We start from the raw sequence: 13674 nt of genomic DNA, 5'->3' as shown, positions 1-13674 counted from the left end.
AGGCGAGCTTCCGCGCTACCGGCACAAGGTGGGCGCCTTGTCGTCGCCTTCCGGGGTGTCTTCATGGGTGTGACGACGGCACCGAAAACGCCCGCGCGTGTGCTGTCGGCCGCGACATCTCACAGGAGACGTGGATGAAGCTCACCTACTTCCAATGCAAGATCCCCAATTTCGGCGACGATCTCAACGCTTATATCTGGCCACGGCTCCTGGAGGAGGGGTTCTTCGACGACGATGAGCGCGAGCTTTTCGTCGGCATTGGCTCGATCATCTACGACGACTATCCGCGACAGGCCCACAAGATCGTCGTCGGCTCTGGCTACGGCGGTTATACCGACCCGCCCGACGTGCATGACGGCTTTTGGGAGTTCGCCTTCGTGCGCGGTCCGCGCTCGGCGGATATCCTGAAGATACCGCGCGACCGGGTCATCACCGATGGCGCGGTGCTTTTGCGCGCGGTGGAGCTTCCGCCGCCGGCGCCGGAAACGCCTGTAATTTTCATTCCGCATTTCCAGAGTCTCGACCGGGGCAATTGGAAGGAAACCTGCGCACTTGCTGGAATCCGCTTCGTCGATCCGTCGAGCGATGTGGAGACTGTGCTCAGCGAGATACAGGGCGCGCGCCTGGTCATCACCGAATCCATGCACGGCGCGATTGTGGCCGACGCCATGCGAACTCCGTGGGTGGCCGTCACACCCATCGCAAAGGTGCATCGCTTCAAGTGGACCGACTGGGCCGAGTCGCTGGACGTCCCGCTCAGAGCGCACAAGCTCTTTCCCTCCACGACGCGCGAGGCCTGGTCGGCACTCTCGGGTGGCCAGGGAACCGGCCGCAGGAGCCGCAGCTTAGACCGCTCAGCAGTGGCGCGCCCCTTCAATCTGGCGCTGAAGCATGCCGCCGCTCGTGGTCTGCAGCGGCTTGCGGAACAGGAACCGCAATTGAGCGCCGATACGACCATCGCCCGCGCCACCGAACGCGCGGTCGCCGCCGTGGAGGCGATCAGGCTACGGCATCTCAAGGCCCGAAAAGCTGCACAGACGGTTTCACGATGAAGGTTGACCTTATCAAGGTCCGGTCGTCATTCCGCCGCCACACGAACTGCGCATTGTCTCGCAACCGAACGGTACCCGGCGCGGCGCGCTGCTCAAAGAGAGGTGTAGCCTCCCTCGATCATGATCAGCGCACCGTTGATCAGGTCGGAAGCGGGGGAGGACAGGTAGAGGGCACAGTCGGCGATTTCGACCGGCTCGCCGAACCTTCCGGCCGGCGTCCTGGCGAGCATGGGACCGCTCTTTTCCGGCGGGCTCCACACGCGCCGTCCCATGGGCGTCATGACCACGGTCGGGCATATGGCGTTGATCTGGATGTTGTGGCGCGCCCATTCGGCGGTCATGGACTTTGTCAGCGCGTTGAGCGCCGCCTTTGAGCTGGCGTAGGCAGCATGGTCCTCCAGCGCCACGACGCCGGTCTGCGAGGAGATGTTGACGATCTTACCCTGGCGCTGGGCAATCATGGCAGGCGCGACAGTGCGTGCGATCAGGAAAGGCGCGCGCAGGTTCACATTCATCGTCGTGTTCCAATCCTCGACGGACAGATCGAAGATCGGAGCCACATGCGCGACGCCGGCACAGTTGACGAGAATGTCGATCGTGCCGAAGTGAGCCAGTGCCTCTTGCGCCGCCGAAACGGGTCCCTCGGCGCCTGCAAGATCGGCTTCGATGCAGATGAGGTCGCGGCCTGCAGAGGCGGCGTCTTCCTTAAGCGTGGCCAGTCCGGCACGGTCGCGCCCGACCGCGGCGATGTCGGCGCCGGCATCGAGAAAGACCCGCGCGATCTCCGCGCCGATACCCTTGCTCGCGCCCGTCACGAGAGCATGCTTGCCGGTGATGGAAAAACGTTTGCGCCACTCGTTCATCTGCGCAGGAACCTCCTCGCCCGGCGCGAAACCAGGATAGGCGGGCGGTGTGTCATTCAAGGTTCGTGTGTCGCGCCCGCATCGTTTCGGCACTCTCGCCCAGCCGCTCCCTGAGCGCCAGGACGAGAAGTTCGAAGGCAACATACTCGACGCCTTCGAAGAGGCTGCCCATGGGCAGGGCCGAGGCCGCCTCACGGCCCGTGTCGTCGGCCATCGTCTGCGCCGGCAGGACCAGAACCGCATCGCAGGCGCGGGCGCTCTCACCGTCAGCCTGCGCGGTGATGCACAGGGTCTTCGCGCCGGCTGCTCGCGCCGTCGCCACGAGCGCCGAGACCGTCGCGAAATAGCCGGGTCCGGCGCTGACGATTAGGAGATCGCCGCTGCCCAGCGGCGGTGTGGTCATGTCTCCCACCACATGCGCGTCCAGGCCCAGATGGAAAAGCCGCATGGCAAAGCCCTTCATCATCAGCCCCTCGCGCCCGACGCCGTAGAGTGCGATGCGCCGCGCATCGGCGCACATGGCGACAGCTCGTGCCGCCGCGTCTTCGTCGATTTGCGCCAGCGACCGCGCGATTTCACTTGTGGCTTTCGCCCCTGCCTCGGCGATATCGATCAAAATGCGCCTCCCTCAATCGCGGAAGTCAGGAATAGAGCGGAGCCCCATCAGGAAAACAGGCTTCGACAGCGCGTTCAAGAAGCCCGGCATCGGCGAGCAGGTCGAGCAGGGTGTAGCGCCTGCGGATCCAGCGGGCATTGCGTATGGTCGCCCGATGCCGCTCCGGCGAAAGTCCGATTTCACGCGTAGTGACCGGTGCGCCGGCGGCCGCCAGAAGGTCGCGCATCTCGATTTCGCGCATGAGATGGGAGGCCAGTACATCGCGCAACGCCGGCCAGCCGTCCCTCAGCCTTGCCAGGCGGCCAGCCAGGGTTTCGCGCTCGACCCATTTCTGGCGCATTTCCTCCTTGGCACGCCGGGCGATGTTGGCGTTGGGGAAGGCTGCGTCGATGGCCGTTTCAACGGCGGACCAGTCCGCAGCGCGAGAGGCCGCCACCTCGGGGTCTATGGCTGAAACGTCTTGGTCAAGCAGCCAATCGTATAGGCTCAGCATCGACAGGCTGCCGATTGCGACACAGGCGCCATGGGAGACCTTCTCCCCCTCGTGAGAAAGATCCTCCATCTCCCATATATGGGCGATCTGGTGCTCCGCACCGGATGCGGGGCGCGAAGAGCCGTAGACCTCCATGGCCACGCCCGAGACCGCTAGCCCGATGAACAGGTCGGCGATGGCCGCGCCATCGCCACGACGCACGCCCTCCGGGTCCGAGAGCCAGCCGCGCAGCTCGTTCTGCACCATCGGCCAGGCCGTGTCATCGAGGGCTTCCACGCCCAGTGCGTCGGCGACGAGCCAGTCCCCCCCTGCCGGCACTTTGCCGGCAAGATCGCCGTAGCCCCAGCCGCTCATCCTGGCCGGTGCGCCGGCGACGACATCGAGGTCCGCCAGGATGACACGGGGCGGGGCGCACTGGATCGTGATCTTGAAGCCCTCGTCCGACAGGGGAGCGCCGGCGCTCGTGTAGCCATCCATCGATGCCGCCGTCGGGACGCTCATGAAACGGGTCCCGGCGGAGAAAGCTGCGTAGCGCGTCAGATCGTTGATAACGCCCGAACCGACCGCCAGGGGGACCGGTTGAACGCCGTCGTTCGCCGCGCCCATTTCTCCAATCCGTGCCGCAATGCGCTCGGCAGTCAGGCGATCGGGTGCCAGACGTGGCCTGGCGGGCAATATCTCCGCTTCGGCGTTGATGCTCGCTTCGGCAAGGGTGGCGCGCACGGCCTCACCGGCGACCCTATAGGTGTTCTCATCGGCAACGATCAACGCCGGCGCTGCGCCGAAATGCCGGCGAAATACCGCCCCGACCTCCTGCAGGCACCTGTGGCCCACCACTACGGTTTCTATCGCCTTCGATTGTTCGACCGCAGGGATCGCGTAACGCCGGTCGCGCACATCTTCCGCGCGCGCCTTTCGCTCAATCCGCTGGGAACTCTGTCCGTTCATTTTACCCTTCACGGTTGGTCAGCGTGGTGCCATCGGCGTCGAACAGATGGATGCGTTCAAAGGGGATGGACACGGTCACCGGGGCCCCTCGGTCGATTGCCGTATCACCGTCCACCTTCACGGTCACGCGATCGCCCTCGCGCGTATCCACATAGAGGATCGTTTCGCCGCCAAGCGTTTCCTTGACGGCGACCGTGCCGCCCAACGCACCGGCCGAAACCCGTGCCCGGCCATTCGTGCGAAGGCCCGGTCCATCATCGGCAGGCGCAATATCCAGGTGCTCCGGCCTGACGCCGAGCGTGACATTTCCTGAAGCCTTGCCTCGCACGCCCTCGGGAAGCCTGATCTCGGTTTCGCCGTACCGTCCGACCGGAGCACTGTTTTCCGAACCGCACAGCAAAACGGGCAGGAAGTTCATGGAGGGCGAGCCGATGAAATCAGCGACGAAGCGTGTTGCCGGTGTGTGATAGAGCTGCATCGGTGTTCCGATCTGCTCGATGCGGCCGCCATTCAGGACGACGATCTTGTCGGCCATGGTCATGGCTTCCACCTGGTCGTGCGTGACGTAAATCATGGTCGCGCCGAGTTGCTTGTGCAGGCTCTCCAACTCGATGCGCATCTGCACACGCAGCTTGGCATCGAGATTGGACAGGGGCTCGTCGAACAGGAACACCTTCGGCTGGCGCACGATGGCTCGGCCGATGGCCACACGCTGGCGCTGGCCGCCGGAAAGATGCGCAGGCTTGCGATCGAGATAAGGTTCGAGTTGCAGGATGCGCGCGGCATTGGCGATGCGCTCTTCCCGCTCGTCCCTGGGCACGTTGTTGACCTTCATGCCGAAGTCCATGTTGTCATGCACGTTCATATGCGGATAGAGCGCGTAGGACTGAAAGACCATCGCGACACCGCGGTCCGAGGGTGCGGCCTTGCTGATATCCTGCCCCCCGATTTCCATCGCGCCCGTATAGCTGCCTTCCAAACCAGCAAGCGTTCTCAGGAGCGTCGATTTTCCGCAGCCGGAAGGGCCGACGAAGACAACGAACTCGCCGTCGGCAATGTCCAGGTCGATGCCGATCAGCGCATGGAAGTCGCCGTAGTACTTGTTGATGTTTCGCATCTTTACGGACGCCACCCGCTCCTCCTCCCTCATTTGAGCGCCTGAAACAGCCCACTGCGGCTTCTCCCGGCCGTAGTGGCGCGACGACGTTTCCGCGATTGACTTTTACAAATGTAAATGAAAAAATGTAAATGTAAAGATCGATTGGTATGACGCTTCTGGGAGGAAACAGATGAGTATGAAGTCAACGATCAAGAGGCTGACGGGGGGTGCCGCCCTGGCGCTTGCGCTTTCGCCCGTTACCGCCTTCGCCTGGTCCTTGGAGGAAGCCGCGCAGCCTTATGCGGGCACGACGGTGGATGTCGTCTTCCTGCTTAGGCCCGGTTATGAGGCAGCGAAGAAGATGTTGCCGGAGTTCGAGGAAAAGACCGGCATCAAGGTCAACGTTACCGACATGCCTTATGAGAACGCGCTTGGCGAACAGGTGCGCGATTTCGTCGCCAACGGCGATTTCGACATTGCGCTGGTCGATCTCGTGTGGATCGGCAATTTCGCCGAGAACGAGTGGATCGTGCCGGCCGAGAAGTTCATCAACGATCCGGCGCTCGCCGACCCCGATCTCGATCTGGAAGACTTCTTCCCGCTGGTTCTAGATGCCTTCGGATCATGGGGCGGCACGCTCTACGGCCTGCCTTTCGACAACTATTCCGGTCTTCTGTTCTATAACCAGTGCATGCTGGAGGAGGCCGGTTTCGATGGTCCGCCGGAGACCTGGGGCGAACTGAAGGACGAATACGGCCCGGCGTTGACCAAGGACGGCAAATACGCCTTCGCGCTGCAGTCGAAACGCAACGAGACCCAGTCGGCGGATAGTTTCGCGCGGGTGCTGTGGCCCTTCGGCGGCTCCTTCCTTGACGATGAATTCAGATCCAACCTGCTGTCGGAGGAAAGCCAGGCCGGTCTCAAATTCCGGCAGGACCTGATGCAGTACATGCCGGAAGACATCGTCGCTTATGACCACGCCGAGGCCGTCAACGCCCTGGCGCAGGGCGATGTGGCGATGATCACCGAGTGGTCGTCCTTCTATTCGACGCTGAAGGACCCCGAGACCTCGACCATCGGCGATTGCCTCGCGGTCGCGCCCGAGCCGGAAGGTCCGGCCGGTCGCAAGCCGGCGCTAGGCGGTTTCTCGCTCGCCGTCGCCTCGCAGGCCGATGAGAACGAACAGGCGGCCGCCTGGCTGTTCATCCAGTGGGTCACCTCGAAGGAGAATGCGGCGGAGTATCTGGAGCTCGGCGGCGTGCCGGCGCGTCAGTCCGTCTACAAGATGGAAGGCGTTGCGGAGAAATACGACTTCGTGCCGGCACTGGTGGAGAGCTGGCAGGAAGGTGTGCCGGAGTTCCGTCCGCGCTTTGCCGAATGGCCGGAGATCACGGAGATCGTGCAGGAGTGGGGTACGAAGATGATGCTCGGCGAGGTCTCCACGGAAGAAGGTGCCAAGCAAATCGGCGACCGGATGGAAGCGGTTCTGGAAGAAGCGGGCTACTATGACGGTGAAAAGCCGTTGGTACAGTAGGCTCACGACGGCTCTCCAGCACGGCGATCGCCGTGCCGCGACGTGGTGCTCAGCCGGTTCTCCTCCTTGCCGGCTGAGCATTCCCGGAAGCCGGCATCGCCGGCCGGAACGCACCGCATCTTCCGGTAATATGCACGGTATTGCCGGGCTTGGGGGAAGAACGGGATCAACACCCGGTGACGAACGGGGATGCGGGGTCTGCAGGCGGGCCCATGCCCGGCGCTGCGCGGGAGGTCAGGATATCGATGCTGCAGAAAACACAGGATCTTGAACGACCGGTGCCAAAAGAGAGCATGAACGCCGGCACCGTGCCTCGCGGCACGTTTCTCGGCTTCCTTAGCCCCGCCGTGGTGACGCTGGCCGCTATCGGCATAGCTCCGCTCGCCTTCGCGATCTGGACCTCGATGCGGGACTACAATCTGACGCGGCTGCAGCGCACGCCTTTCGTCGGTCTGGAAAATTATGCGACCGTGCTCACCGATTCGGTGTTCTGGGATGCGATGGGGCGCACCTTCACGCTGCTCATCATCGCGCTGCCCGTGCAGATCGCGGCGGGGCTTGGCATCGCCCTCATCCTGCACCGCCCGGGGCTGACGTTTCTCAAGACGATCGCGCGGCTCTCGCTGGTCATCCCCATGGCGACAACATACGCCGTCGTCGGCCTTCTCGGCCAGATCATGTTCAATCTGAAATACGGCGTCGTGAACCAGCTTCTGGGCTTCATCGGTATCACGCCAGTCAACTGGATCGGTGATCCGACGAATGCTTTCGCGGCTATCGTCTTCTGGGACGTCTGGCAATGGACGCCGTTTTGCGCGCTGGTGTTCCTGGCCGGGTTGACGACCGTGCCCGGAGAGATCGAGGAGGCTGCGCGGCTGGAAACGAAAAGCTGGTGGACGGTGCTGCGGTACGTGCAACTGCCGTTTCTCGTTCCCGGCCTCACCGCGGTTCTCATCCTGCGCACCGCCGACACGCTCAAGCAGTTCGACATGGTGTTCACCATGACGCGCGGCGGGCCGGGCTCTTCCACCGAACTTATCAGCCTGCTTATTCAGCGCATCGGCTTCCGTGCTTTCGATCAGGGGTTGGCCTCCGCCCAGGCGATGATCCTGCTCGTCATTACGATCGTTCTCAGCCGGCTTTATATCCACTTCTTCTACCGGGAGGTCTGAGAGATGCGCGAACACACGACCAGCACGCCATCCCTTGCCACCCAGGTGGTCCTTCTGGCGGCAATCATCCTGTTCTGCCTGTTTCCGTTCTACTGGATGGTGCTGACGAGCCTGAAAACGCAGATCGTCGCGCTGCAGACGCCGCCCGCATGGATCTTCGACGTGACTTTCTCGAACTACTACGAGGTTCTTTTCGAGAACGCGGTCGCCAGGAGCCTCGTCAACTCGCTCGTCGTCGCCGTCAGCACCACCTTCCTGGCGATCCTGTTGGGCACGCCTGCGGCCTACGCGCTGGCGCGGTTCGAGTTTCGCGGCAAGAGGGAGTTGTGGTTCTGGTTCATCACCAACCGCATGGTCAGCCCCATCGTGCTGGCGCTGCCCTTTTTCCTGATCGTGCGCAGCTTCGACATGCTCGATACGCACATCGTGCTGATCCTCATCTATCTGACGTTCAACCTGCCGATCGTCATATGGATCTGCACCGATCAGTTCCGTTCCATCCCGCGCGAGATCGACGAGGCGGCGATCCTGGAGGGCGCCTCGCAGTGGCGCATCTTCTTCTCGCTGTGCCTGCCGCTGGCCGCGCCGGGCATTGCCGTGTCGGCGATCTTCTCCTTCATTTTCTCGTGGAACGAGCTGATGTACGCGCTGGTGCTGACGCGCAACGTCGCCAAGACGGCACCCGCCGTCGCCGTCTCCTTCATGGAGGGCTACTCGCTGCCCTACGGCAAGATCATGGCCACGTCGACGCTGATCGTCGTGCCGGTCATCATCTTCGCGCTGATCGCCTCGAAACAGCTTGTGCGCGGGCTGACGATGGGCGCCGTGAAATGATGCGGCCGTTGCGCGAATTTCCGGCCGCCGAACGCGCCGCGGCGCGCTTTGTCTTGACCGACATCGACGACACGATGACCACGGACGGTCTTCTGCCGAGCAGCAGCCTTGCAGCCCTGGAAGCGCTGTCGGGGGCGGGGCTCAGGATTATCCCCGTTACAGGCCGGCCCGCCGGCTGGTGCGACCACATCGCGCGTATGTGGCCCGTTGATGCCGTGGTGGGAGAGAATGGCGCATTCTGGTTCTCCTATGACCGTGAGAGCCGGACGATGCGCAGCGGCTTTGCCAAGACGGATGCGGAGCGGCAGGCGGACAGGGAGCGTCTGAAGGCGCTGCGGCACCGTATCCTTTCCGAAGTGGAGGGAACCGGGATCGCGTCGGATCAGGATTATCGGGTTGCCGACCTCGCCATCGACTTTCGCGAGGACGTCGCCCCGCTCGATGACAAGGCGGTGGAACGCATCGTCGCGCTTTTCGAAGAGGCCGGCGCCACCGCCAAGGTGTCTTCGATCCATGTGAACGGCTGGTTCGGCGCCTATGACAAGCTCTCCATGGCGCGCATCTGCCTCAAGGAGAACTTCGGCGTCTCTATCGACGATCCAGACACGAACGCACGCGTGGTCTTCGTCGGCGACAGCCCCAATGACCAGCCGATGTTCGCCTTCTTCCGCAACAGCATCGGCGTTGCCAACGTGCGCGACTTCCGGCTGGAAACCCCTCCTCGCTGGATTACCGCCAGCAAGAACGCTACTGGGTTTCGTGAGGTTGCCGCGGCACTGCTGGAGGTCAGGGAATGAAAGATCTGATGGTCGAGGAAGCCATCCCGCCCGACGAGGAAGCGCATTTCCTGGCCCGCGTCGCCTGGCATTATTACGTTGAGGGCATCAATCAGCAGGCGGTGGCCGACAGGCTGGCAACCAACAGGCTGCGCATCAACCAGGCGCTGCGCGATGCGCGCAGGGAAGGGGTCGTGCGCATATCGATCGAGTCGCCCTTCCTGCGCGCGGTCGAGCTGGAGGCGCAGATGCGCGAGCGCTTCGGCCTGGAGCGTGTACGGATTGTGCCGAGCCCGAAGGACAAGACCAAGGTGCAGACGACGGTCGGCGCCGCACTTGCCATGGAGCTGTCTCCGCTCCTGGCCGACACCAGAGTGAAGCGTTTCGGCCTGTCGTGGGGCATGACCATCTACAACGCATCGCGCTTCCTGCGCCCGACCGCGCGGCCCGATCTTGAATTCGTTTCGCTGCTCGGCGGCCTGTCGCAAGGCTCCGACGTCAACTCCTTCGACATCGTCAAGGCGTTCGCCTCGCAGTTCGACGCGCAGCGCACTTACTTCACCGCACCGATCTATGCGCCGTCGAAGGCGGCGCGCGACGCGATCATCGACACCGAGTTTTTCGACGATGTGTTCGAGCGCATCCGCTCGGTGGATGCCTGCGCCCTCGGCACGGGCGACATGTCGCGGGATTCGCTGCTGATCCGCTATGCGCTTCCCTCCGATGTCAGCATAGAGGAATTGATCGAGGCGGGTGCCGTCGGAGACATTCAGGGGCAGTTCCTCAATGCGCGGGGCGAGCTGGTCGATCACCCGATCAACGACCGCATCATCGGCATCGGGCTCGCCGATGTCGGGCGCCTCGGCAATGCGATCCTTGCCGCCGGCGGACCCGGCAAGATCCCGATCATCCGCGCCGCTCTGCTCACGGGTGCCTTCGAGGGCCTCGTCACCGATGAGGCGACCGCGGAAGGCGTGTTGGCGGGCCTTGAGCCTACAGAAGGCTAGTCAAGCCATGTTTGCGGGCATCGACATCGGAACTTCGGGCGTCAAGGCGATCCTGGTCAGCGACGAGCACGAGGTGCTGCAGACGGCGGCGAGAAACCTGTCCGTCACGCGCCTCAACGATGGCTGGTCCGAACAGCATCCCGACGAGTGGTGGGAAGCTTTTTGCGCGGCGTTCGACGAATTGGCCGCGGCGCGGCCCGTCGAAATGTTGGCGCTGCGCGGCATCGGCCTCTCGGGCCAGATGCTGGGCACGGTCCTCATCGATAAGGACGATCGGCCGATCCGGCGCGCCATCCTCTGGAACGATGGACGAGCGGTGGAGGAGGCCCGCCGCTTGCAGGCGGCCGTGCCCGACATGGGGCTGCGCTCATGTATCGATCCCGATCCCGGCTTCGGCGCGCCAAAGCTGATGTGGCTGGCACAACACGAGCCGGAGACGATCGAAAGAACCGACTGCCTGCTTTTGCCGAAAGACTATGTGCGGCTGAAACTGACGGGAGAGCGCGCCAGCGAACCCAGCGACGCCAGCGGCACGCTTCTGTTCGACAACCGCCGGATGGCCTTTGCGCGCGATCTCGCCGAGGCCGCCGGCTTGGCGATGGAAAAATTACCGGGGCTCATCAACGCCTGGGAGCCGGCGGGCGAACTGCGGTGCGACCTGCGTGAGCGGTGGGGCATCCGCGGACCCGTCGTCGTTGCCGGGAGTGCCGGCGACAATCTGGCCTGCAAGATCGGCGTTGGGGCGGCCCGTCCCGGACGCGGGGTTCTGACGATCGGCACTTCGGGCGTTCTGTGTGTTTCGACGCCGACGTTCCGGCCAATCCCCGGGAAAGGCGTGCAAACCCCGCCGCACGCCGCCCCCGGCCAGTTTTCCTCGCAAGGCGTCGTCATGAGCGCGACGAGCGCCGTCAACTGGATGGCGGCGATGATGGGGACGAACGAAGCGGAGCTGGATGCTGAAGCCGAGGCGCTTCTTGCATCACCGAATGGCGCCCGGCAGATCGCCGGCGCGCCGGTGATCCTGCCTTACCTCGACGGCGTGCGCACACCGCACAAGAATGCGCGCCTGCGCGGACTGGCGGATATGCTGTCACTCTCGACAACGCGGGAGATGCTGGCATGGGCGGTCTTCGAGGGCGTTGCCTTCCATTTCGCGGAAGTGGTTCAGACTCAGCGCGACCACGGCATATCCTGCTCGCAGTTGCAGGTGGTCGGCGGCGGGGCGCAATCGCGTATCTGGCCACGCATGATCGCCGCTTTGTACGGTATACCGATCATCCTCTCCAAGGGCCGCGCGCATGCGGCGGCAATGGGAGCCGCAAAGCTGGCGATGGCCGCCACATACCAGCTGGATGATCCGCTCGACCTCCTGGCGGCCGAACCGGAGCTCGATCGCATGATCGAGCCGGAACCCGATCTCGCTGCCCTGTTGAGCGAGCGTCGTGCAAAATATGAAAAAGTCAGAGATATTGCACTTGATCGTGCCACCTGAGCGCTCGATGCAAGACCGGCCTCAACCCGCGGCGGAGCCTCGAAGCCCATTGTAGGCCCCATAAGCGGCGAGGACAGCTTCCATCTGCGCCGTATGGGCGAAGACAAACGCCTCTCCATAGATCGTTTCGTCGGGAAACTCCGTTATCAGCGTCATCGGCACGGCATGACGATCCTCTTCGCCGACCAAGCAGGGAAAGTCGTTGACCATGGTGAACGCAGTCCCGCCGGTGTGGGTTTCGAACAAGGAGAGTTGTTGCCGGTTATGTTCGATAAGCCCCGGAAGAGCCGCAAGTCTCGCGGTCACGGCGTCGACGAGCCTTAAAGCAGGTTCGCGCCAAGCCGCGTGATGGCGCATGATGAGAAAGAAGCCCCTGGGAATCGTCCACATCTCGAAGTTCCGCGGGATGTAGCCTGAAAGCGGACGGGTCCATTCATGCGACGGATAGCCGTGCAGGTTGACGTGGAGCTTCGCACCCGTCAGCCTCAAGGCTTCGCTTCGGGCGCCGAGTTCGTACAACGGCTCGTTCACCCGATATTCGAGATCGTCTCCAAAGGCCGTGTAGCGGGCCGCGTGGAGCATGTGACGCGGCTGATGCGCGCTCAGGCGCTGATGGAGGGCATAGCCGTCTGGATTCTCGAGTGGGATGACGGCGAAATGGGCCCTGGGGCGCGCGGCAAGCGCTTCGGCTGCCCGTAGCGCACCCACCACACCCGATGTCTCGTTGCCATGTTGACCGGCGCTGATCAGCACGGCCGCTTCCGTTCCCTGACAATAAGTCCCCTGAACCGCCCGTCCGCCACGGGAGCGCGCCTCGAAGCTGGTGCCGCCAACCACGGTAAGCTCACGCTGGATCTGCGCGGTGCCAAGCGGAGTGGATGCGGTGGCGAGCGGCTGAGGGGGAACGACCGCCTCCTCGGTCGTTAAGGGTTCGACGCTTACCCGTACCCGCAGCGTGTCACCGTCTCCGCGCACATCGGGAACGATCTGTCCGGGCTGAAACGTCCTGTCCCCGGTCGTGCGCCCGGCGCGATGCTGAAAAATCTCCAGGAGCGAAAAATACACATCCTCGTGCAGCGCCTCATGAAGGCTCACCGCCTCGTCGCCGCAGCCAAGCGGCCGGTCCTGCCCAGGCAGGTCGATCCTGATGCGAAGCTCCTCGAAATAGGGTTCGTCCGCCGGCCAGGAATGGGTGCTGACGGCGGCGGTCACACGCTCAAGTGCGCTTTCGTAATCGGTTGCAAGACGGCAGTCCGCGCCGCCGCCGCCCGCTCGCCCCGCGATCTTGAGCCAACCCGTCGGGGAAAGCAGGGCTTGTCCGAGCGGATCGGCATGAAGCCGGTTCGGCGCGAAGACGCGATGCTCCTCCACCGTTCCATCTTTCCGGACCAGCGTGAGGAAATATTCGGGCCCCTTCTGGTCGCCGGCTTCGAAGATGGTCTTCGCCTCCTTGAGGAGGGCGGCGAGGGGATAGGCTTCCAGTAGAAAGCGCTGGCGCGGTGCGTTCGGATGAAGGGGATAGCGGATCGTGACGCTCGCCAAGGTGGCAAGGTCGACCTCCTCCAGAAAGAAATGCAGAAGCGGTTTGTAGGCGCTGCGCAAACGGGCTTCCACATCGGCGGCCGCGAGACGGCTTTCGGCCGTGCGCCGTGCGGCTTCATCCTCGAACAACCATGCTTCGACCCGTGTCCCGCGATAGGCAGGCAGCGTCAGTTCGGAGACGAGGGTCTCCAGCGTTCGCGGAATTGTTTCGTCCAGGATCATCGGCAGGGGTCGATCGCTCGCAAC

12 protein-coding genes are annotated in these 13674 nt (G+C 63.5%); 7 read left to right on the top strand and 5 right to left on the bottom strand.

Going from position 1 to position 13674, the window contains the following annotated elements; genetic code table 11:
* Positions 1 to 134: 134 nt before the first annotated feature.
* Complete coding sequence (locus tag GM910_RS13765; protein WP_159588125.1) at positions 135 to 1052, top strand: polysaccharide pyruvyl transferase family protein; 918 nt, start codon at positions 135 to 137, stop codon at positions 1050 to 1052.
* Between the two features lie 92 nt (positions 1053 to 1144).
* Here GM910_RS13765 and GM910_RS13760 read toward each other — a convergent pair whose 3' ends face one another.
* From GM910_RS13760 to GM910_RS13745, 4 genes are read right to left on the bottom strand one after another with little or no spacing between them, the layout of a single operon-like run.
* Positions 1145 to 1915 carry an SDR family NAD(P)-dependent oxidoreductase gene (locus GM910_RS13760; protein ID WP_159588124.1) on the bottom strand — a complete coding sequence of 257 codons (771 nt, stop codon included), beginning with the start codon at positions 1913 to 1915 and terminating at the stop codon, positions 1145 to 1147.
* A 52-nt stretch (positions 1916 to 1967) separates the two neighbouring features.
* Complete coding sequence (gene hxlB / locus GM910_RS13755) at positions 1968 to 2531, bottom strand: 6-phospho-3-hexuloisomerase (RefSeq protein WP_246226116.1); 564 nt, start codon at positions 2529 to 2531, stop codon at positions 1968 to 1970.
* Positions 2532 to 2556: 25 nt separating this feature from the next.
* Positions 2557 to 3972 carry a sn-glycerol-1-phosphate dehydrogenase gene (locus GM910_RS13750; RefSeq protein WP_159588123.1) on the bottom strand — a complete coding sequence of 472 codons (1416 nt, stop codon included), beginning with the start codon at positions 3970 to 3972 and terminating at the stop codon, positions 2557 to 2559.
* Between the two features lies 1 nt (position 3973).
* Entirely contained in the window at positions 3974 to 5122 is a 1149-nt protein-coding gene (locus GM910_RS13745; protein WP_201285498.1) for an ABC transporter ATP-binding protein, read from the bottom strand.
* A gap of 139 nt (positions 5123 to 5261) precedes the next feature.
* Between GM910_RS13745 and GM910_RS13740 the strand changes: the two genes are divergently transcribed.
* The 6 genes from GM910_RS13740 to xylB all read left to right on the top strand — a co-directional run bounded on the left by GM910_RS13740 (position 5262) and on the right by xylB (position 11886).
* On the top strand, positions 5262 to 6605 hold the full coding sequence (locus GM910_RS13740) for an ABC transporter substrate-binding protein (RefSeq protein WP_159588121.1): 1344 nt from the start codon (positions 5262 to 5264) through the stop codon (positions 6603 to 6605).
* A 245-nt stretch (positions 6606 to 6850) separates the two neighbouring features.
* Positions 6851 to 7777: a carbohydrate ABC transporter permease gene (locus tag GM910_RS13735; protein ID WP_246226115.1), complete on the top strand. Its 927-nt coding sequence runs from the start codon at positions 6851 to 6853 to the stop codon at positions 7775 to 7777.
* Between the two features lie 3 nt (positions 7778 to 7780).
* The gene (locus GM910_RS13730) at positions 7781 to 8611 is read left to right on the top strand and encodes a carbohydrate ABC transporter permease (protein ID WP_159588120.1); all 831 of its coding nucleotides are present in this window, start codon (positions 7781 to 7783) and stop codon (positions 8609 to 8611) included.
* Positions 8611 to 9408 carry an HAD-IIB family hydrolase gene (locus tag GM910_RS13725; RefSeq protein WP_159588155.1) on the top strand — a complete coding sequence of 266 codons (798 nt, stop codon included), beginning with the start codon at positions 8611 to 8613 and terminating at the stop codon, positions 9406 to 9408. Before GM910_RS13730 ends, GM910_RS13725 begins: the two co-directional genes overlap by 1 nt.
* Entirely contained in the window at positions 9405 to 10394 is a 990-nt protein-coding gene (locus GM910_RS13720) for a sugar-binding transcriptional regulator (protein ID WP_159588119.1), read from the top strand. Before GM910_RS13725 ends, GM910_RS13720 begins: the two co-directional genes overlap by 4 nt.
* Before the next feature lie 7 nt (positions 10395 to 10401).
* Positions 10402 to 11886, top strand: a complete 1485-nt coding sequence (gene xylB, locus GM910_RS13715) for a xylulokinase (RefSeq protein WP_159588118.1) — start codon at positions 10402 to 10404, stop codon at positions 11884 to 11886.
* 21 nt (positions 11887 to 11907) lie between these two features.
* Here xylB and GM910_RS13710 read toward each other — a convergent pair whose 3' ends face one another.
* Positions 11908 to 13656, bottom strand: coding sequence for a M14 family metallopeptidase (locus GM910_RS13710; RefSeq protein ID WP_159588153.1), 1749 nt, complete (start codon positions 13654 to 13656; stop codon positions 11908 to 11910).
* Positions 13657 to 13674 lie beyond the last annotated feature (18 nt).

This window comes from Chelativorans xinjiangensis, from assembly GCF_009812055.1.
Classification (GTDB): domain Bacteria; phylum Pseudomonadota; class Alphaproteobacteria; order Rhizobiales; family Rhizobiaceae; genus Chelativorans; species Chelativorans xinjiangense.
This window is presented reverse-complemented; position numbering and strand designations above follow the sequence as displayed.

Bases quoted from the DNA above. Each gene is read 5' to 3' on its own strand.
- GM910_RS13750 (WP_159588123.1), bottom strand. From the start codon at position 3,972: ATGAACGGACAGAGTTCCCAGCGGATTGAGCGAAAGGCGCGCGCGGAA.
- GM910_RS13765 (WP_159588125.1), top strand. From the start codon at position 135: ATGAAGCTCACCTACTTCCAATGCAAGATCCCCAATTTCGGCGACGAT.
- GM910_RS13730 (WP_159588120.1), top strand. From the start codon at position 7,781: ATGCGCGAACACACGACCAGCACGCCATCCCTTGCCACCCAGGTGGTC.
- GM910_RS13735 (WP_246226115.1), top strand. From the start codon at position 6,851: ATGCTGCAGAAAACACAGGATCTTGAACGACCGGTGCCAAAAGAGAGC.
- GM910_RS13745 (WP_201285498.1), bottom strand. From the start codon at position 5,122: ATGAGGGAGGAGGAGCGGGTGGCGTCCGTAAAGATGCGAAACATCAAC.
- GM910_RS13720 (WP_159588119.1), top strand. From the start codon at position 9,405: ATGAAAGATCTGATGGTCGAGGAAGCCATCCCGCCCGACGAGGAAGCG.
- GM910_RS13760 (WP_159588124.1), bottom strand. From the start codon at position 1,915: ATGAACGAGTGGCGCAAACGTTTTTCCATCACCGGCAAGCATGCTCTC.
- xylB (WP_159588118.1), top strand. From the start codon at position 10,402: ATGTTTGCGGGCATCGACATCGGAACTTCGGGCGTCAAGGCGATCCTG.
- GM910_RS13725 (WP_159588155.1), top strand. From the start codon at position 8,611: ATGCGGCCGTTGCGCGAATTTCCGGCCGCCGAACGCGCCGCGGCGCGC.
- GM910_RS13740 (WP_159588121.1), top strand. From the start codon at position 5,262: ATGAGTATGAAGTCAACGATCAAGAGGCTGACGGGGGGTGCCGCCCTG.